We start from the raw sequence: 18,191 nt of genomic DNA on the forward strand, positions 1-18,191 counted from the left end.
TCCCAGTAATTCGTGATTTATCGGGAAAACTAGTGAGAACCACGTGCAGATTTCCCAGTAATTCGTGATTTACCGGGAAAACTAGTGAGAACCACGTGCAGATTTCCCAGTAATTCGTGATTTACCCGGAAATCTAGTTAGAACCATGTATGGATTTCCCAGTAATTTGAGATTTACCCGGAAATCTAGTGAGAACCATGTGTAGATTTCCCAGTAATTTGAGATTTTCCGGTATACCAAAGGCACTCACGACAGATATAGAAATGATGACAATCACAAAATCCGAACCATCGCATAGCGCTGACATCATTTTTCCTCGTACGTAAACAGATTTCCTCTTATTTAGCACAAAAAAAACTATGATATGTCCTGTTCAAAAAGAAAAACCCGCGCAGGAGCTGCTTCAGTGCCAATCATTTTCAGCGGAGCTGCTACCATAAAATAGTTTCCAGGATTTATATGGGCAAGGCGTAAACCTTCCAATATAATCTTCTGTTTACGGAATAATTTACGGTGTGTTGGGTTTCCTTGTTGACTTCGTTCAATTCCCAATGTATCTATACCGACTCCGATGATATCTTTCTCAATTAAATAATCTGCACCGTCTTCAGTTAAATAAATAAATTGAAAATCAAATGACTGATCTTGATGAAATGAATTCTTCGTTTGGAATAAAAGAAAATCACCTTTTTTAATTGGATGCGCTTGCAAATCGGCGCGTGTAATTCCATCAGTTGCCGACTGAAGGTTGAGCACCTTGACTTGGCGGATTAATTGGTTCATAGGAATGGTTTCGAAGGTGTCAGCATCATTTATCATATGTAATGGTGCATCAATGTGTGTCCCTGTGTGCAAATTCATCGTTATTGTGGATTCGGTAATATGAGCATTCGTTTCCCTTTTTACATTTAAGCGCTTACTATCTGAATCTTCCCATACTTGCATGTCTTCATGAATCGCCATTGAAATATCGTGAAATTTCATGATTGATCTCCTCCTTGTGAAATAGAATAGAAGCAATCAATTCGACATTTGAACTGATTGCTTCTGATTCATTTTATTCAGATACGTCCCACCATTTGAAACCATCTTTTTTCAACAATTCATCTGCTTCTTTTGGTCCATTCGTACCTGATTCATAATTTGGAAAATCAGCTTTCTTCTTGGACCATGCATCTGCAATAATATCAATGAATTGCCAAGATAATGCGACTTCATCCCAGTGGGTAAAGTTTGTGGAATCACCGCGCATACAATCAAAGAGGAGATTTTCGTATGCTTCTGGTGTATTCATTTTATCTTGAGCATTATTGTCATAACTCAATTGAATTGGCGTAGATGACGCACTGTAATCACCTTTTTTCGCGTTCACATGTAAAGTGATACCTTCATCTGGTTGAATATGAATGACTAATAAATTAGGTTGCGCATCATCATCTTTATCATAGTAAAGGTTCATAGGTAGATCTTTAAATTCTACAATAATTTCTGTTGATTTTCTCTGCATACGTTTGCCAGTTCGTAAATAGAACGGCACACCAGCCCAACGGAAATTGTCTATTAATAACTTGGCTGCGACAAAAGTATCTGTATTGGATTCAGGATCAACACCATTACCTTCTCTGTACGCTGGTAGTTCTTCGCCATTGACAATGCCACGGTCATATTGGCCACGAACTAAGTAATTCTCGATTTCATCTTCATTGAAGAAACGCAGCGCGCGAAGGACTTTCACCTTTTCACTACGGATTTCTTCAGGTGTTAGTTTAATTGGCGGATCCATAGCAATCAGTGCGAGCATTTGTAACATGTGGTTTTGCATCATATCTTTTAGCGCACCAGCACTGTCATAATAACGGCCACGTTCTTCGACACCGAGTACCTCACTTGAAGTGATTTGAACATTAGAAATATATTGGTTATTCCACAGTGGTTCAAACAGTGCATTTGCAAATCGAATCACTTCAATGTTTTGGACCATTTCTTTTCCTAGATAATGATCGATTCGATAAATTTGATCTTCGTTGAATGCTTCGCGAATTTGATCGTTCAGTTCTTTCGCTGAATCGTAATCATGACCAAATGGTTTTTCGATCACGAGGCGCGTCCAGCCTTCTGTTGTCGTTAACCCTTCTGATTTAAGGTTCGCAGCTAGCGTTCCAAAGAAGTTCGGAGCCATAGAGAAGTAGAATAAACGATTTCCGTCTGTTTGATATGTTTTATCTAAGTCTGTTATTAACGATTCGAGTGCCTTATAATGTTCGAGATCTTGAATATCGAACGGATTATAATGAAAATGGCTAGCAAATTCATCAGGGTCAATGTTCGGGTCATCGAAATCATTAATCGATGCTTTTACATTGTTACGAAAGTCTTCATTGGTGAGTGGTCGTCTTGCTACGCCAATAACCGCAAAATTGTCGGATAGTTTGCCATTGCGGTAGAGTCGATAGATCGACGGATAAAGCTTCCGATTGGCAAGATCCCCTGTTGCGCCAAATATTACGATTACTGCTTTCGGGTTATTCGTTGTCATTGACTTTAACTACCTTTCTCTCATTTATTTGCCTGTACGACATTACTGATTACATATGTGTCACGATATGCTTACAAAGTAACGGCGTATGATATGGAGCAGGCAATCATAAATCATACTTATCCTATCATTATATTCTACCACTTAAAAGGCTTCTGTGAAATCATTTGACATGATAAGATAGAAAATAAGTGCCATGGAGTGACTATCATATATTATAGTATCATGTATGTGAAAAATGACAAATGAAATACATGGAATTTTCAAAAAATTTCTTTCTGTCAAAATATAAGGAGGAACGTATGAAAGAGTATCGCGGTTTTTTAATTGATTTGGATGGAACGGTTTATAAAGGTACAGAAAAAATAGATGAAGCAGTTACGTTCGTAAAACAGCTGAAAGATAAAGGATTCCCTTATTTATTTTTAACCAATAATTCGACCAAGCATCCGAGTGATGTATCTGATAAGCTCAACCAGATGGGCGTTCCAAGTACCACTGATCAAGTGTTTACGAGTAGTATGGCAACGGCTCATTACATTAAACAACAAGAGCCGAATGCAAAAGTATATCCAGTAGGTGAGAAAGGGTTACATATGGCACTTGAGGATGCAGATTTAGAAATTGTCGACGAGAATGCAGATTATGTTGTGATGGGATTGGATCAAACGATAAATTATGAAAAATTAGCCAAAGGAGCTTTAAATATTCGCGCAGGTGCTACCTTTGTTGCGACCAATGGCGATGTTGCTTTACCGACTGAACGCGGTTTTTTACCTGGAGCTGGTTCACTTATTTCCGTGCTATCGGTGACAACCGGTGTCGAACCTACATTTATTGGAAAACCTGAATCGATCATTGTCGATCAAGCGTTAGAAGTACTTGGTACCACAAGAGACGAAACACTTATGATCGGAGATAATTACGCAACAGATATTCTAGCAGGTATCAACGCAGGGATCGACTCGCTGTTAGTTCATACGGGGGTAACAACGAAGGAGGACCTCAAAACTATTCAAAACAAGCCAACCTACACGATCGATACGCTGGCTGAATGGACAATTGAAGATTAAAGAAAAACCCACGGAGCATAGCAACTTCGTGGGTTTTTCTATCATACTGGGCCTCCCGTTATACATTAAGTATTTCTCATAAGTAAAAAGATTCTAATATTTACCTATAATTAACATCATTTTAAAACTAGATTAATGTTCTATCTTTATAGTAAGTGTTGGAAGAAATTACACATACAAAGGGGAAAGGTAATATGAAAAAAATCGTTACATTCAGTTTAATTGTACTGTGTGCTGTTTGGGTCGTCGGTTGTTCAGAGGGAGGTTCGGCCAGTTCTGGCGACACGCTAACCTTTACCTGGCTACCCAACGAATCTGGTGAAGATTTAAAATCTGCTAGAGAAGAAATCGGTAATATCGTAGAAGAAGTAACGGGGAAAGAAGTAGAACACGAAACAACAACAGACTATATCGTGGCCATCGAATCATTAGCAAATGGAAATGCTGACTTAGCATTCTTAGGTGCACAAGGGTATGTAGAAGCACATGAGAAAAATGAAAATGTATTGCCTATCGCTGTTGCATCCGGTCCCTCGGGTACATTGGAAGACGCTGTATATCATAGTTGGTTAAATGTGAAAAAAGGCAATGAAACAGATTATAAAGAGGGAGAAGAATTTACAATTAATAATATTGAAGGTCAATCATTTTCTTTTGTTTCTAATAGTTCCACATCGGGATTTAAAGTACCTTCTGAAGGGATTGTTTCCTATTTTAATGAAATCGAAGGCCATGAAGATTTAACTCAGGAAGACTTATTAGAAGGTGGGACGTTTTTCAGTGAAGTCATGTTTGGAGGGTCACACCAGGGATCAGCTGTGAATTTATTGTCAGATAAAGCTGAAGTAGCGGCTTTTTGTGACACTTGTGTTGATAATTATGTTGAGCACGTTGATGGTGAAGAAAATAAATCAGGTGCAGTATACCGAGTAAGTGATGATGCAGTGGAGCCTTTTCATACAGTTACCGGTGAAGAATTTGTTCTCATTTCGGTAACTCCTGTCTTAAACGCACCATTTACAATGAATACTGAAACGTTGAGTGAAGAGGATCAGGAAGCAATTGTTGAGGCGTTCACATCCGAAGAAGTGGCAAACAATGAAAGCATATTTATTCCAGAAGATGCAGAAGAAAGTGGCTTATTCTCGAAAACGGATGATGAAAGATTCCTTGAAGTAGAAGATTCATGGTTTGATCCTATTCGCGAATTATCTAACTAATCCGTTCAATCATGAGAGGAGTAGTGAGCATGGCCTTATTAGAATTATTCAACTTGTCAAAGCGATACGATCAACATACGATCGCACTTTCAGATATTAATATCTCCGTCAACAAGGGAGAATTCATTGCTGTGATCGGCCCTTCTGGCGCAGGAAAATCGACTCTCCTGCGCTGTATCAATCGTATGATCGAACCGACAAACGGGGAAGTAACGTTTGATGGCGTAGACTTGCTTCATGTTAAGCGAAAAGAGCTGAGGAGACTACGTACAAAGATTGGTATGATTTTTCAGCATTATCATTTAGTCAATCGATTGACTGTTATCGAGAATGTGCTTCATGGCAGGCTGGGTTATAAGTCATCGGTTGTTGGTGCATTAGGAATCTATACGAAGAAAGAAAAAGAGCAGGCGATACAGCTACTGCGAATGCTTGGACTCGCAGATCAAATGTATAAAAGAAGCGACAAGCTAAGTGGGGGGCAAAAACAACGTGTAGGAATTGCTAGAGCTTTAATTCAAGATCCAAAAATGTTACTTTGTGATGAACCAATAGCCTCATTGGATCCGAATGCATCAAAAATCATTATGGACTATTTGCAAAAAATCTCACAATCTTTGGGCATTACGGTAATTGTCAATTTGCATCAAGTTGATGTCGCTTTGCAATATAGTGACCGAATTATAGGTGTTAGTCAAGGTCAAATTGTATATGATGGGACACCGACTGATATAACTCAAGAACAAATTCATCAGATTTATGGCTCCGACTTTGACGATTTAATGGTAGAAATGAATAAGGAGAAACATTATGCAGGTTAACTTCTTTTTTAAAAAAAGATTAAGAGCTTTACTCGTTTTCGCTTTCTTAGTATCGGTTACCTATGGTGGCATTATGATTACGGAATATGATGTGATTAAAGGATTTTCATCAATTCCAATGGCGATTAGTTGGGGAGTGACAAACTTTTTTCCAACTACAGATTCTTTCGAGCATTTGCCAAAAATTTTAATAAGCTTGTGGGAAACAATTTTACTGTCCATTGGATCTGCAACATTAGCATCTCTGTTCGCATTATTTTTTGCTATTCTCGGTTCCAATACGACGACAATCAATCCATTTTTTGCAACGATTTGTCGATTTATCGCAACGTTATTCCGTAATATTGATGTGGCGGTTTGGTCGATGATATTGCTGTTTTCATTTGGTCAAAGTGCGTTAACTGGATATTTTGCTTTATTTTTTGTCTCATTCGGTTTTCTAACGAGAGCGTTTATTGAAACCATTGATGAAGTTAGTAATAGTGGTGTGGAAGCATTACGAGCGACTGGTGCGAGTTACATTTCAATAGTTATTCATTCTGTCATTCCTTCAAGTGCTTCTCAAATGCTTAGTTGGTTATTATTTATGATCGAAACCAATATTCGCAGTGCAACATTAATAGGCATACTGACAGGTACAGGTATAGGGTTTGTATTTGATTTGTATTACAAGTCTGTAGATTACAATACAGCGAGTTTAGTTGTTATTGCAATTGTAATCGCTATTTTAGCTTTAGAGGCAGCTTCCAATTACGTGAGAAGGGTGATTATATAATGGACTTTGAAAATATAATGAAACGTATAGCACCCCCTTCAAATCGACCGGTCAGGGTGAAACCAATGAATCAATCTGCCATTGTCATTCGCCTTACTCTACTTAGTTTAGTGATATTAACAATTATCGGTTTTTTTACTTATGATGATACAGATGTGGGGATGTTGGAAGGAATAACGGCTACATTTACAAATTTCAAAGTAATGTTCACAGAACCACATTTTAATCACTTTACGTTTATGGAAGGACTTTATCAAGTGCTTGTAACAATAAGTCTGGCTTTATTAACAACAGTGATTGGTGCAGTCATTTCACTGATGTTAGGCTTATTGGCTGCCAAAAATTTATCAACACCAAAAATTTCGAATTCTATTAAAAACTTTGTTGCTGTTGTCCGTGCAGTGCCTACTGTTCTTTGGGTCTTGATCTTTGCTATAGCAGCTGGTTTAGGTAGCGTAGCAGCAGTGATAGGGATGACCTTTCATTCAGTCGGTTATTTAATTAAAGCTTATTCTGAGTCCTTTGAAGAATTGGATGATGGTGTGATTGAGGTTTTGAAAGCAAGCGGTGCCAATTGGTGGCAAATCGTGTGGCAAGCTGTCATTCCCTCAAGTATGACTTATATAATTTCATGGACGTTTCTCCGATTTGAGATTAATTTTTCTGTAGCTGTAGCAATGGGAGCTGCTGCTGGAGCAGGCGGTATCGGTTATGATTTATTTATGGCAAGTTCATTCTATTTAGATTTGCGTGAATTAGGGACAATTACCTTTTATATTTTGGTCTTTGCAATACTATTAGAAATTGTTGCTATTCGCATCAAACGACACATAAATATTACCTAAATTCCAGTGTTATAAAGCTATAGTTGACTAGGAAATGCCAGAAGAGATTATTTTCTTCTCTTTCATATAATTATTATGAATTATGAGGTGATTTATGAAAAACAAGAAGACTATATACAATGCAAACATCGTTACTCCAACTGAGGTGATTAGGCAAGGAAGTTTGCAATTAGAAGGTGACCGAATCTTGAAAATATATGAGGGTAATCCTGTAAAAAAAGAGGAATCAGATCTCGATGCAGCAGGTGATTGGTTGATTCCTGGGTTCATAGACTCTCATTGTGACGCAATCGAGATCGAATTAGAACCCCGTCCCAATAGTAGAATGCCTATTGAAATTTCCTTTTATGAGCTGGAAAAGAAATTAGTAGGTCAAGGAATTACAACGATTTATCATTCATTGTCGTTATTAGAAGATCGAGCTAGTCAATGGATCAGACGAACAGATCATGCACTTGAGATGATCCAAGCCATCCATGAGTTTGCACAAAAAACACATCTCATTCGTCATAAAATTCATCTCCGTTATGAAATCAATAATATTGCAGCACTAGACATGGTGAAGCAGTTGATTAGAGATCGTTCGATTGATCAACTCTCGTTTATGGACCATTCTCCAGGACAAGGGCAATTTCGAGATTTAGAGGTATATAAGCGATATTTAATTGAACATCGACATCATACGGTGGGAACGGCTGACGAACTCATTCAAAAGAGCAAACAGTTCCAAAAGTTAGATGGAAAAGCGTTAAAGGAATTAGCTCATCTAGCCAGCATTCATAATATTCCAATTGCATCCCATGATGACGACTCAATCGAAAAGTTAGAAGTTATTCAGGATTGGAATGCAAGCATAAGTGAATTTCCGATTCGATTGGATGTCGCAAAACATGCAAAAAAGATAGGATTAGATGTAGTAATGGGTGCACCTAATGCATTATTGGGGAAATCACACAGTAACAATCTATCAGCAATGGAAGCAGTTCGTCACAATGTTGTGGATATATTTTGCTCAGATTATTATCCGTCCTCTTTATTGCATACAACCTTTAAGCTTTTTCAAGAGGGAATGCCATTACACGAGGCAGTCAATAAGGTTACGCATAATCCAGCACATGCACTAGGGCTATCTAATCAAATAGGTTCAATTGAAGTTGGTAACGAAGCTGATTTTTTATTGATTCGAGAAGACAACGATCGGCCGATGATTGAAAAAGTTTTTGTTAAAGGAAAAGTTATTTGTGAGATGAATTATCAGTTCACCTAAGAACAGAATGTATATGTTCGTATGATAAAAAAAGTCTGTACCTGTGATGAGCAAGTGCTTTAAAGAATCAAACCAAAAAATGAACCCGACTTTTATTTGATTAATCTCAGAAAAAAGTCGGGCTTTCGTAGTTTCAATGTTTTGTTGCAGTCTCTATTTTCTTAATTTTCTTCTTGCACTCTTCTGCTCGTCCGATTGGTAATGAGGACACCTGTAATGACAAAGACGGACCCAACAAATTGAATGATCGTCAATTGTTCACCTAAGAAGACAACCGCTCCAATCATCGTGAATACTGGAATTAGATTTAGGAAGACAGAAGCGCGTGAAGGTCCAATTTCTCGTACTGCCGTGTTGTAGCAGATCAATGCGATAACAGACGGAAAAATCCCCAAATAAAATAGTCCGGCGATAATTTCTCCTGACCATTGAATACTTGAAAATTGATTGAATTCCAGTCCCATGAGAGGGATGAAAACGATATTTGCGACTACAAACATGACCAAGAGGACACCATAAGTGGGAAACTTCCAAGTGTGTTGTTTTATAAAAATTGAGTAAAAGGCCCACGTAATCATAGCAAGCATCATAATAAAGTCGCCACCATTGATTTCCAGATTCATGATAACCTCTAGCGACCCTTTTGTAATTACAAAAAACACACCGAATAATGAAAGAAAAACCCCGATTAATTGTTTGCGCGTAAATGTCTCTTTAAACAATAAGAACGCTATTAGTAATGTAAAAATCGGAGTAGACGCTTCGACAATTCCAGCGTTAATGGTAGTTGTATGATTGAGTGCCAAATAGACTAATACATTAAATAAGACAAGTCCCGTTAAAGATAATGATAGAACCGCTTTCCATTCTTTTTTCCACAATTCTTTGTTTCGTTTCCATTCTGAGTAACCAAACGGTAAAATGACGATCACTGCAATTATATGACGAATAAAAGCAAGTGTAATAGGTGGAATTTCTTGTGTCACCGGCTTACCTACGATTAGGTTTCCCGCATAAAAAATTGTCGTTAAAATAAGCAAGATATATGCTTTCATGCGTTCACCTCCAATAATGAGGATATTAACATGTTTTGCGGAAACTTGGAAGTGAAGTGAAAGAGAAGCCGGTATGGATTTCCTCCGATTCACCTCAGTTTTTAATGCAAACAGAAGTTCTCTTTTTCTCTGTTTGAAGCATATATTGTTTTTCGAGGCAAACAGCAAATCTCTGTCATGTTATTTGAAGGATATATGGTTTTTCGAGGCAAACAGCGGATTCTCATACACCTATATGACTTGAAAATGAATCTTTCCATGCAAACAATAGATTCCAATGGTTCTGTTTGCCTAAAAAACGATCAATAACAGTTCATCGAGGAGATAATTAGTTAGCACGCAGATTTTTTAATGTCGATAATTGGAATTTCATGTTAAACTTAATGTAAGTAATTGTTATTAAAGGAAAATATATAATTTTTGTTTATCATGATGTAGGAGGATAAAAATGACACAAGTGTTAAAGCGGGAGTTCATTGATGCATTTAAAAGTGTACGGTCAATTTTAATTTTACTATTTATCACATATGTATCGTATCAGTCAGCTAAATTTTTTGACCAAAATCAAGACATGATTAATCAATTTGCTGAAGAAAGCGGAATTGGAACGGGGGCATTATATACAGCAGCGATAGCATTCGTCGTGTTGATCTTTGGATTTCTATTTGTGTTTGCGATTTCGCATGATTTGATTAATAGAGAAATAGAGATGAAAACGATCAGACTACTCGTAACGAAGACATCAAGAATCCAAATTGTATTAGGCAAGTTTTTGGGAGTTTTGTTATTTTGGGTTGTTACGATTTCAATTTCTTTTGCAATTATATCCTTGATCACAGGTGCTTGGTTCCTAAAAGACTATGTTCAAACAATGATCTTTTTATTCTACATTATCAGTTTCGTACTGTTTATTTCTACCATTATATCAAAAACGAAATTAACAATGTTTATCGGGATTTTTCTAGGAATTGTGTTACCGATAATTGGACTAATCGCCGTTTACTCTGATAAATGGTATTTTATTCCTTTTAAATATTTGTTGCCATATAACTATTTAGAAGGTTCGATTGTGATGACGTTTATCCCCTTGGTCATTGGCGTTTGTTTTATTTCAATAAGTATAATGTTGCTAAATAGAAAGGATTTTTAACATATGGAAATGATGAATGTGAAACAACTGACAAAGAAGTATGGATCAACAAATGTCTTAAAAGGTATCAACTTAACAATTTATCAAGGGGAAGTATTTGGATTTGTAGGACATAATGGAGCCGGTAAATCGACCTTAATTCATATACTCACAGATATCGTTAACAAGAGTGGTGGCTCTTTTGAAATATTAGGTATCCCTGATCAGCATATGAATCAAGTAAAAAAACGAGTCGGAGTAATGCCTGACATATCAAATCTTTATGAAAACATGAAAGGGATTGACTTCTTAAGATACATGGGAGAATTGTCTTTAGCTAACTCTAGTAAAGAATATTATCTATCCCTTATGAGAGATGTAGGGTTAGAGGGGGCAGAATGGAAGAAAATTAAATCTTATTCATTCGGTATGAAAAAGAAAATCAGCATTGCACAAGCATTATTGGGCAATCCGGAGCTTATTATTTTGGATGAACCAACATCTGGCCTAGATCCTGAATCGGCAATCGAGATTCGTAACATGATAACGGAATTGCAGAAGAGTGGAAAGACGATTTTCTTAACATCACATAATTTGGATGAAATTGAGAAAATATGTGATCGAGTGGGGATTTTAAGTGAAGGTGTGATTAAAAAATTAGGAACCCCACGTGAACTAAAAATTGCAGCCAATGAATCTAAAGAGGCTATTGGTTTAATCATTCGTACAAAGCCTGTGCTCACAGCAGATCATATTTCACAAATCTCTGATGACTTAGACATCAATATCTCATTTTTACACACAAAAAAGGACTATACATTTTTGAAAGTGACTTCTGAAGATGGCCTTCCCCAACTGTCCAAAAAAATAATGGAATCTGGCATTCTTCTCTATGAAGTAAAGATGGAAGAACAATCATTGGAAGAAGTATTTATGAATACAAAAGAAGAGTAATTGGTGCGATGATTTTCTTATTTTAAATAGTAAAGGTCAAAGAGTAGCGAATCCTTTTATATCGCTTAGATGATGTTTCGGATGATAAGCTGTTGAAAGCAAGTGTTGAACCCCGTGGTGGGAGCGAGCAACCTACTGGTCCTGAGCCATTCTTTGTTGATTTTTAGCGGTGATGATTTGTCTGAGAGAATGAAGAAGAGTTAAGTTCATTTTCATAAACCGATTTTTTGAAGCTTCTGTTTTCTATGCAAACAGAAGCTATCTTTTTCCCTGTTTGAAGCATACATTGTTTTTCGAGGCAAACAGCAAATCTCTGTCATGTTATTTGAAGGATATATGGTTTTTCGAGGCAAACAGCGGATTCTTATACACCTGTATGACTTGAAAATGATTCTTTCCATGCTAACAGTGAATCTGATCTTCTCTGTTTGCATGGAAAGCGTACATTTGTAGAGTACAAGAGACTATTTTTTGTAAAAGGTATAACATTTACTTATTTAGCAGCTTTTTGTAGCTTTTGAATCATTTTTAATGAACGGCCTGTACCAATTGCGACGGACTCTAATGGGTTTGGTGCGATATGCACTGGGACATTTACTTCTTGTGATAGCCATTCTTGCATGCCTTTCAATAAAGCACCGCCACCAGTTAAGGTAATTCCTTGATCAACGATGTCACCACTAAGCTCAGGTGGACAGTTTTCAAGTGTATCGCGGATAGCTGTTAAAATTGAATCAAGTACCTCTTTAATGGCGCTTTGCACTTGAGATGAACTGATGGTAATCACTTTTGGAAGTCCAGTCACCAAATCACGACCTCGTACATCCATTTCTTCGTTGGAGTGATCGACTAAAGCATAACCAATCTCCATTTTAATATTTTCGGCTGTCGAGTCACCAATTAATACGTTAAATTCTTTTTTTACATATTGGATAATTTCCTCATCGATATGATTGCCGCCCACTCGAACGGAGCGGCTAGCAACGACACCGCCAAAGGAGATAATCCCCACTTCACTTGTACCGCCACCAATATCCACGATCATACTCGCTTGAGGTTCGGATACAGGTAAATCAGCTCCAATGGCAGCAGCGATTGGTTCTTCAATAAGGTGCACTTCTTTAGCACCGAAATTTTTTACGGCATTGTCAATTGCGCGTCGTTCGACGGCTGTACTTCCTGCTGGTGTACAAACGACAACGCTCGGTTTACGCATGGATACGCCTGCTTTTTTCCCGACTTTCTTAAGAAACGCTTTTAGCATTTGTGTGGTTGTGTCAAAGTCTGCAATCACACCATCTTTTAAAGGACGTATAGGGACGATATTTTGTGGTGTTTTACCGATCATGCTTTTGGCTTCTTCACCGACAGCTACGACGGCATTGTTTTTTACATCCATAGCGACAACTGCTGGTTCATTTAAAATAATACCTTTCGATTTTGTATATATTAAAACGTTCGCTGTACCTAAATCAATTCCTATCTCAGTAGTCGAAAACATGTTGTTACCTCCATCTATGTTAAAACATTCGATTCTTTTGACACGACTTATTATAATTATTCTATAAGAAAAAGGAAATTATGAGGGTTGGTCGGCAGAAAAAAATTTACCAAAAAAATAAAACAGGTGCACAGACCTGTTTTTTAAGTAAGCGATTATGCTTCTTTTTCTGCTAGTAGGTTAGCAAGAATATGACTTTTGTACTTTTCAATTTTTCTGCCTTCATAGTAACGTACACCGTGCTTTTTCAATTGCGCTACATACCAACCTTTGCTTGCGATATGCATATCTATTTCCTCCTCGCATCATTGTTGTAAGATTACATCAACATTAATAATAACATGGATAGAATGTAATGCAAAGAGGGAGTTGATGGATTCATTATTTTACAACTTCATGTATAATAGATCGTAGCATAATATAAAGGATGAGCGAGCTATGGAAGCAACGATTGTCTCATTAAATATGGGCAAACCTGACACGTATGTTTTAGCTGATCGTGAAGTTCAGACAGGGTTTTTAAAACAATCCGTCAATCAACCTTGTTATTTATCGAAAACAGGTTTTGTCGAAGACGGGCAAGCCGACTTAAAAAATCACGGTGGAGCAGAAAAGGCCGTCTTACTTTATCCTTATCACCATTATTCATTTTGGCAAGAGCGATATCATCGAACCTTTGATATACCCGCCTTTGGTGAGAATATCACGATTCAAGGGATAACAGAGCAAGACGTGTGTATTGGTGATGTGTTTCAACTAGGAGAAGCCGTCATTCAAGTATCTCAACCGCGACAGCCGTGTTACAAAATTTCAGCTGTTCATCAAATTAAAGATATGCCACAAACGGTTATTGAAACGGGGTATAGCGGCTTATATTTCCGTGTGCTACAAGAAGGAATTGTAACGCCGACGGACAGATTGATACGAATCGAGAGAAGCAATCACCAAGTGACCTCCTATGAAGTATTTGATTGTCTGTTTCGAGACCGTAAAAATAAAGAACGTATGCAACAATATGTGAGACTAGAAGGGTTAGCGCCAAATGTTGTTGCCTCATTCAATAAACGCCTGCAAAAGTTAGGATGATAGAAGATGGATGTTTTTACTCAACTTGCAGAAGAACGTATAAAAAAAGCGATCGAAGACGGAGATTTTGATCATATGCAAGGAAAAGGAAAACCACAACAATTGGATGATCTTTCAAATGTCCCAGATGATATGAGAATGGGATATCGAATCATGAAAAACAGTGGCTTTTTGCCGGAAGAAGTAAAGCTCAATCAACAACTGTTTTCGATTCGTGAAGCGTTAAAAGCTTGTGAAGACCCTGAAGAAGAGAGGCGGTTAACGAAGCGTTTGTCGGAAAAAGAACTAGAATTTCAATTAATGTTAGAAAAACGAAATATTAAAAAATCTCCAGCTTATAAAAAATATCGCCATAAGATGCAACAGTTATTTTGAAGGGAAATCATATCAATGAATATTCTTTCTCTTTCGGTTTTTTTTCGTTATACTAGAATAAAATAACAAAAACTTAGGTGAAAAGCATGTCTTCTCTAGAATTCGATAAAATCATTGACGGTAAAAAAATTCGTCAATCTTTCGCTGGTTTAAAAGCGAAACATTCTCATCCTGCATTCATACAAGATATTCAAGCGGTGGAGACCTTGGTTGTACAGCAGATGAATGTGATTGGCAACGAATTGGTCTCATCAGTTGACCACCAGTATAAACGTATGCTTCAGGAAGTCATGAATATGATTTTCCGAGTAAAAATCGAAAATGGACAATATATATGTCCGCTGATTGAAGGGAAACTCGCCCAACAATTATATCTTACGCCAGATTTGTTGGATGCTCACTTTATTCAACCATACATTGATCAAGAAACGATGAATATATTTAAAGAAAAACTGGATCAAGCATTCTCAGGAAAGGAACAGATTTTTAAGCACTCTTATAACGCTTACCATCTATTCACGATGCTCTCACCGGTGTTTGAACAAGGGGAAGTTGTCGAAGTAGTCGGATCTTCAATTGATATTACATTACTGGAGAAATCACAGCAACAAGTCGAACATTTAGCGACCCATGATGCATTTACAAACTTACCAAACAGACGAAAATTAATGCATGACCTCGAACAGTTTTTCCAATCAGGTGAAAAGCCGTTGTCAATTCTGTTATGTGATATCGATCGGTTAAAAAATATTAACGATACCTTGGGGCAAAACGCTGGTGATCGAGTGATTTTTATAATTGCCCAGCGATTGAAAAAGGCTATTCAACAGCTAGGGACGGTTTATCGTCTTGAAGGAGATGAATTTGTCATTGTGTTAGATGGCTCCTATGTTTCTACTTTTGATGCAGTGGACCGCGTCATGAAGTTTATTCACCAGCCGTTTTATTTAGAGGGAATGGAACGTTTTATCACAGCTACAATTGGCATAAGCTATTTTCGCGAACCAGCAGAATTTGCTGAAGATTATATTAATCGCGCCAGCATTGCGGTTCACCATGGGAAAGAAAAAGGCGGGAATCAAGTTTACGAATACAATCGAAAACTTAGCAAAAACTATCATGACATTATTTTATTGAAATCAGATATTTATAAAGCATTTAAATATAATGAATTTAGCTTGTCTTATCAACCGAAAGTAGACGTGAAAACAAATGAAGTCGTCGGTGTTGAAGCCTTGCTTCGTTGGAAACATGGTAAGAAAGGGTATATTTCTCCTTCTTTATTTATCCCGATTGCTGAAGAAATTGGTTTAATTCATGATATTGGTAAATGGGTATTAGAAGCTGCCTGCCGACAATTTGTAGAATGGCAAAAGCGTGGAGCAAACGTGCTACTGATGGCTGTGAATGTATCTGTGAGTGAGTTACATCAACCCCATTTTATCGATGATGTCCAAGCCATTCTTGAAAAGACAGGAATGGACCCGAATTATTTGGAGATGGAGATTACAGAAAATAGTGTTATGGAGAATACGGAAGACTGCATTGATACGATGAATCAACTCCGCGATATGGGAATTTCATTGTCCATTGATGACTTTGGTACAGGCTATGCTCGATGGGATATTTACAGAAATTCCCGATCAATTTTTTGAAAATCGATCAATCATTTATTAAAGAATTATTTATGGACACGGGCAGTGCCGAAATTATTAAAGCGATGATCCAACTGGGACACACATTTGGTTTAAAAGTGGTCGCTGAAGGTGTCGAAGGAGAAAATATGTTAAAGTTTATACGGCTTCAAGATTGTGATTATTATCAAGGGTATTATTACAGTAGACCACTCGAACCAAAAGAAGTAGAAAAGAAATTATTACGTCAACATGAACATTTTCACATGGATCATAATGATTAAATTTTTGAATAGGTGGTATAGGTATGATTAGAGTATTATTTATTTGTTTAGGAAATATTTGTCGTTCACCGATGGCAGAAGCAATCTTCCGTCATATTGTTACAAACAATAACCTACAAGATCAGTTTACGATTGATTCAGCTGGCTTAGGAACGTGGCACATCGGCAATCCGCCACATCAAGGGACAAGAAAGATATTAGATGAGAAGCAGATTTCCTACGAGGGGCAAAAAGCGCGAAAAATTGAAGCGGAAGATGGTGAAAAGTTTGATTATATTATAGCGATGGATCAACAAAATATTGATGAATTGCAATCCATTCGTCAAAAGCATCCAGATGTCGTTGTAAAGAAATTATTGGATTTTGTACCAGATGCGAAAGAAGCAAATGTGCCAGACCCATACTTTGCGGGAAATTTTGATTATACATATGAACTTGTGGAGGCTGGTTGTCAACAGTTGTTTAACTATATAGAGGAACAACATCATTTAGATGATTAATGTGACGTAGAAGAGGAGTGGGCGAAATGGCTAGACAAAAAATAATTGGTGGAATGATGATTGGTGCTGTAGCAGGAGTTGTGCTCACGCTGAAGAATCGAGAGACAAGACGTTATCTTATTCGAGCATTGAAACATCCAGCAGAAACAGTAAACCAGCTACATATAGGATACCAGCGTTGTTCAGATCGATTGTCACAAGGACTAGCCACTACAGCGAACATTTGCCAACAACTTGAACAGATGATTAATCGTCTGGATCATGATGAATAAAAATCAAGGTAGTCAACCGACGATGACACGTTTATGGGATTTTGGTAAACAATTGTTTCAACGTTTTCAAAATGATGATGTGCCTGGTCTTTCAGCTCAGCTTGCCTATTTCTTTTTACTATCCTTATTTCCGTTTCTCATCTTTTTAATGACATTAGTCGCTTATATTCCAGTTGAGAATTTGAATATTATTGGGTTTTTAGCAATGTATACCCCTGATGAGATTCTGCGATTAATTGAAGAAAATATCACCCAGTTAGCCCATCAACGTAATGGTGGTTTACTATCGATTGGTATTATCGCAACGTTATGGGCTGCTTCTAATGGTGTAAATGCATTGATGCGTACATTGAATCAAGCATATGGAATTGAAGAGGAACGTTCTTTTTTTGTCACCCGTGGGATCTCGATCTTGTTAACCATTGCGATGCTTTTTGTCATTATTGTTGCTTTTTTATTACCGATCTTTGGTCGTATGATTGGTGTAGCGTTATTTTCTTGGTTTGGCCTTAGTGAAGGCTTTTTAAACACATGGAATGCCTTGCGCTGGTTGATATCAACGGTGATTTTCTTTCTTGTCTTTGTCATGTTATACCGTATGGCTCCAGGTAAAACCGTTTACTTTCGACATGTAGCAATAGGAGCGGGTGTGACGACGATTATGTGGCAAGTCGTTTCCATGTTGTTTTCTTTTTATGTGACGGAATTAGGTAATTTTTCTGCAACATACGGCAGTCTTGGTGCTGTCATTATATTAATGATCTGGTTTTATTTATCTGGTGTCATTTTACTTCTTGGTGGGGAAATCAATGCATTATTAGAATCAAGAGATAATCGTGTGAACATGATGAGCGATAGGCGATG

General features: G+C 37.4%; 18 protein-coding genes and 1 pseudogene. 14 read left to right on the forward strand and 5 right to left on the reverse strand.

The features are described from left to right. Window positions 1-357: 357 nt before the first annotated feature. Together J416_RS14450 and zwf are read right to left on the reverse strand one after the other, a co-directional pair. A complete protein-coding gene (locus J416_RS14450; RefSeq protein WP_003474776.1) occupies window positions 358-984 on the reverse strand; it encodes a cyclase family protein in 627 nt (208 codons plus the stop codon). Between the two features lie 73 nt (window positions 985-1,057). Next, window positions 1,058-2,536 (reverse strand): glucose-6-phosphate dehydrogenase, encoded by a 1,479-nt coding sequence (gene zwf, locus J416_RS14455; protein WP_003474777.1) that lies wholly within the window; start codon window positions 2,534-2,536, stop codon window positions 1,058-1,060. A 302-nt stretch (window positions 2,537-2,838) separates the two neighbouring features. Here zwf and J416_RS14460 point away from each other — a divergent pair, with 302 nt between their 5' ends. The 6 genes from J416_RS14460 (at window position 2,839) to phnM (ending at window position 8,537) form a co-directional block, all read left to right on the forward strand. Further along, complete coding sequence (locus tag J416_RS14460) at window positions 2,839-3,609, forward strand: TIGR01457 family HAD-type hydrolase (protein ID WP_003474780.1); 771 nt, start codon at window positions 2,839-2,841, stop codon at window positions 3,607-3,609. 194 nt (window positions 3,610-3,803) lie between these two features. After that, entirely contained in the window at window positions 3,804-4,829 is a 1,026-nt protein-coding gene (locus J416_RS14465) for a phosphate/phosphite/phosphonate ABC transporter substrate-binding protein (RefSeq protein ID WP_003474784.1), read from the forward strand. Window positions 4,830-4,858: 29 nt separating this feature from the next. Beyond that, the gene (phnC, locus tag J416_RS14470) at window positions 4,859-5,650 is read left to right on the forward strand and encodes a phosphonate ABC transporter ATP-binding protein (protein WP_003474788.1); all 792 of its coding nucleotides are present in this window, start codon (window positions 4,859-4,861) and stop codon (window positions 5,648-5,650) included. Then, the gene (locus J416_RS14475; RefSeq protein WP_003474791.1) at window positions 5,640-6,425 is read left to right on the forward strand and encodes an ABC transporter permease subunit; all 786 of its coding nucleotides are present in this window, start codon (window positions 5,640-5,642) and stop codon (window positions 6,423-6,425) included. Before phnC ends, J416_RS14475 begins: the two co-directional genes overlap by 11 nt. Beyond that, window positions 6,425-7,270, forward strand: coding sequence for an ABC transporter permease subunit (locus J416_RS14480; protein ID WP_003474793.1), 846 nt, complete (start codon window positions 6,425-6,427; stop codon window positions 7,268-7,270). Before J416_RS14475 ends, J416_RS14480 begins: the two co-directional genes overlap by 1 nt. Before the next feature lie 94 nt (window positions 7,271-7,364). Then, window positions 7,365-8,537: a phosphonate metabolism protein PhnM gene (gene phnM, locus J416_RS14485; protein ID WP_003474801.1), complete on the forward strand. Its 1,173-nt coding sequence runs from the start codon at window positions 7,365-7,367 to the stop codon at window positions 8,535-8,537. A 161-nt stretch (window positions 8,538-8,698) separates the two neighbouring features. On the opposite strand, the gene J416_RS14490 is transcribed toward phnM, so the two are convergent. Then, window positions 8,699-9,592: a DMT family transporter gene (locus J416_RS14490; RefSeq protein ID WP_003474802.1), complete on the reverse strand. Its 894-nt coding sequence runs from the start codon at window positions 9,590-9,592 to the stop codon at window positions 8,699-8,701. Window positions 9,593-10,040: 448 nt separating this feature from the next. Here J416_RS14490 and J416_RS14495 point away from each other — a divergent pair, with 448 nt between their 5' ends. Next, the gene (locus J416_RS14495; protein WP_003474804.1) at window positions 10,041-10,742 is read left to right on the forward strand and encodes an ABC transporter permease; all 702 of its coding nucleotides are present in this window, start codon (window positions 10,041-10,043) and stop codon (window positions 10,740-10,742) included. 3 nt (window positions 10,743-10,745) lie between these two features. Further along, the gene (locus J416_RS14500) at window positions 10,746-11,675 is read left to right on the forward strand and encodes an ABC transporter ATP-binding protein (protein ID WP_003474807.1); all 930 of its coding nucleotides are present in this window, start codon (window positions 10,746-10,748) and stop codon (window positions 11,673-11,675) included. A gap of 493 nt (window positions 11,676-12,168) precedes the next feature. Here J416_RS14500 and mreBH read toward each other — a convergent pair whose 3' ends face one another. Continuing rightward, window positions 12,169-13,176: a rod-share determining protein MreBH gene (gene mreBH, locus J416_RS14505; RefSeq protein WP_003474809.1), complete on the reverse strand. Its 1,008-nt coding sequence runs from the start codon at window positions 13,174-13,176 to the stop codon at window positions 12,169-12,171. Window positions 13,177-13,331: 155 nt separating this feature from the next. Continuing rightward, entirely contained in the window at window positions 13,332-13,463 is a 132-nt protein-coding gene (locus J416_RS15555; RefSeq protein WP_003474810.1) for a YflJ family protein, read from the reverse strand. A gap of 151 nt (window positions 13,464-13,614) precedes the next feature. On the opposite strand from J416_RS15555, the gene J416_RS14510 reads away from it, so the two are divergent. The 6 genes and pseudogenes from J416_RS14510 to J416_RS14535 form a co-directional block, all read left to right on the forward strand. Next, window positions 13,615-14,262: an MOSC domain-containing protein gene (locus J416_RS14510; RefSeq protein WP_003474811.1), complete on the forward strand. Its 648-nt coding sequence runs from the start codon at window positions 13,615-13,617 to the stop codon at window positions 14,260-14,262. A 6-nt stretch (window positions 14,263-14,268) separates the two neighbouring features. Continuing rightward, window positions 14,269-14,637 (forward strand): DnaJ family domain-containing protein, encoded by a 369-nt coding sequence (locus J416_RS14515; RefSeq protein ID WP_003474812.1) that lies wholly within the window; start codon window positions 14,269-14,271, stop codon window positions 14,635-14,637. Window positions 14,638-15,305: 668 nt separating this feature from the next. Beyond that, window positions 15,306-16,555: pseudogene (locus J416_RS16370) on the forward strand (putative bifunctional diguanylate cyclase/phosphodiesterase). A gap of 23 nt (window positions 16,556-16,578) precedes the next feature. Then, window positions 16,579-17,055 (forward strand): low molecular weight protein-tyrosine-phosphatase, encoded by a 477-nt coding sequence (locus J416_RS14525; RefSeq protein WP_003474813.1) that lies wholly within the window; start codon window positions 16,579-16,581, stop codon window positions 17,053-17,055. Window positions 17,056-17,081: 26 nt separating this feature from the next. After that, window positions 17,082-17,327 carry a YtxH domain-containing protein gene (locus J416_RS14530; protein WP_003474814.1) on the forward strand — a complete coding sequence of 82 codons (246 nt, stop codon included), beginning with the start codon at window positions 17,082-17,084 and terminating at the stop codon, window positions 17,325-17,327. 22 nt (window positions 17,328-17,349) lie between these two features. Beyond that, window positions 17,350-18,191: YihY/virulence factor BrkB family protein (locus tag J416_RS14535; protein WP_083875612.1), on the forward strand; the 842-nt coding region annotated here is incomplete at its 3' end.

Origin of the sequence: Gracilibacillus halophilus YIM-C55.5, assembly GCF_000359605.1 — a bacterium.
Lineage (GTDB): Bacteria > Bacillota > Bacilli > Bacillales > Amphibacillaceae > Gracilibacillus > Gracilibacillus halophilus.

Excerpts from the sequence above, each read along its gene's own strand:
- J416_RS14450 (WP_003474776.1), bottom strand. The coding sequence starts at position 984 with ATGAAATTTCACGATATTTCAATGGCGATTCATGAAGACATGCAAGTA.
- zwf (WP_003474777.1), bottom strand. The coding sequence starts at position 2,536 with ATGACAACGAATAACCCGAAAGCAGTAATCGTAATATTTGGCGCAACA.
- J416_RS14460 (WP_003474780.1), top strand. The coding sequence starts at position 2,839 with ATGAAAGAGTATCGCGGTTTTTTAATTGATTTGGATGGAACGGTTTAT.
- J416_RS14465 (WP_003474784.1), top strand. The coding sequence starts at position 3,804 with ATGAAAAAAATCGTTACATTCAGTTTAATTGTACTGTGTGCTGTTTGG.
- phnC (WP_003474788.1), top strand. The coding sequence starts at position 4,859 with ATGGCCTTATTAGAATTATTCAACTTGTCAAAGCGATACGATCAACAT.
- J416_RS14475 (WP_003474791.1), top strand. The coding sequence starts at position 5,640 with ATGCAGGTTAACTTCTTTTTTAAAAAAAGATTAAGAGCTTTACTCGTT.
- J416_RS14480 (WP_003474793.1), top strand. The coding sequence starts at position 6,425 with ATGGACTTTGAAAATATAATGAAACGTATAGCACCCCCTTCAAATCGA.
- phnM (WP_003474801.1), top strand. The coding sequence starts at position 7,365 with ATGAAAAACAAGAAGACTATATACAATGCAAACATCGTTACTCCAACT.
- J416_RS14490 (WP_003474802.1), bottom strand. The coding sequence starts at position 9,592 with ATGAAAGCATATATCTTGCTTATTTTAACGACAATTTTTTATGCGGGA.
- J416_RS14495 (WP_003474804.1), top strand. The coding sequence starts at position 10,041 with ATGACACAAGTGTTAAAGCGGGAGTTCATTGATGCATTTAAAAGTGTA.
- J416_RS14500 (WP_003474807.1), top strand. The coding sequence starts at position 10,746 with ATGGAAATGATGAATGTGAAACAACTGACAAAGAAGTATGGATCAACA.
- mreBH (WP_003474809.1), bottom strand. The coding sequence starts at position 13,176 with ATGTTTTCGACTACTGAGATAGGAATTGATTTAGGTACAGCGAACGTT.
- J416_RS15555 (WP_003474810.1), bottom strand. The coding sequence starts at position 13,463 with ATGCATATCGCAAGCAAAGGTTGGTATGTAGCGCAATTGAAAAAGCAC.
- J416_RS14510 (WP_003474811.1), top strand. The coding sequence starts at position 13,615 with ATGGAAGCAACGATTGTCTCATTAAATATGGGCAAACCTGACACGTAT.
- J416_RS14515 (WP_003474812.1), top strand. The coding sequence starts at position 14,269 with ATGGATGTTTTTACTCAACTTGCAGAAGAACGTATAAAAAAAGCGATC.
- J416_RS14525 (WP_003474813.1), top strand. The coding sequence starts at position 16,579 with ATGATTAGAGTATTATTTATTTGTTTAGGAAATATTTGTCGTTCACCG.
- J416_RS14530 (WP_003474814.1), top strand. The coding sequence starts at position 17,082 with ATGGCTAGACAAAAAATAATTGGTGGAATGATGATTGGTGCTGTAGCA.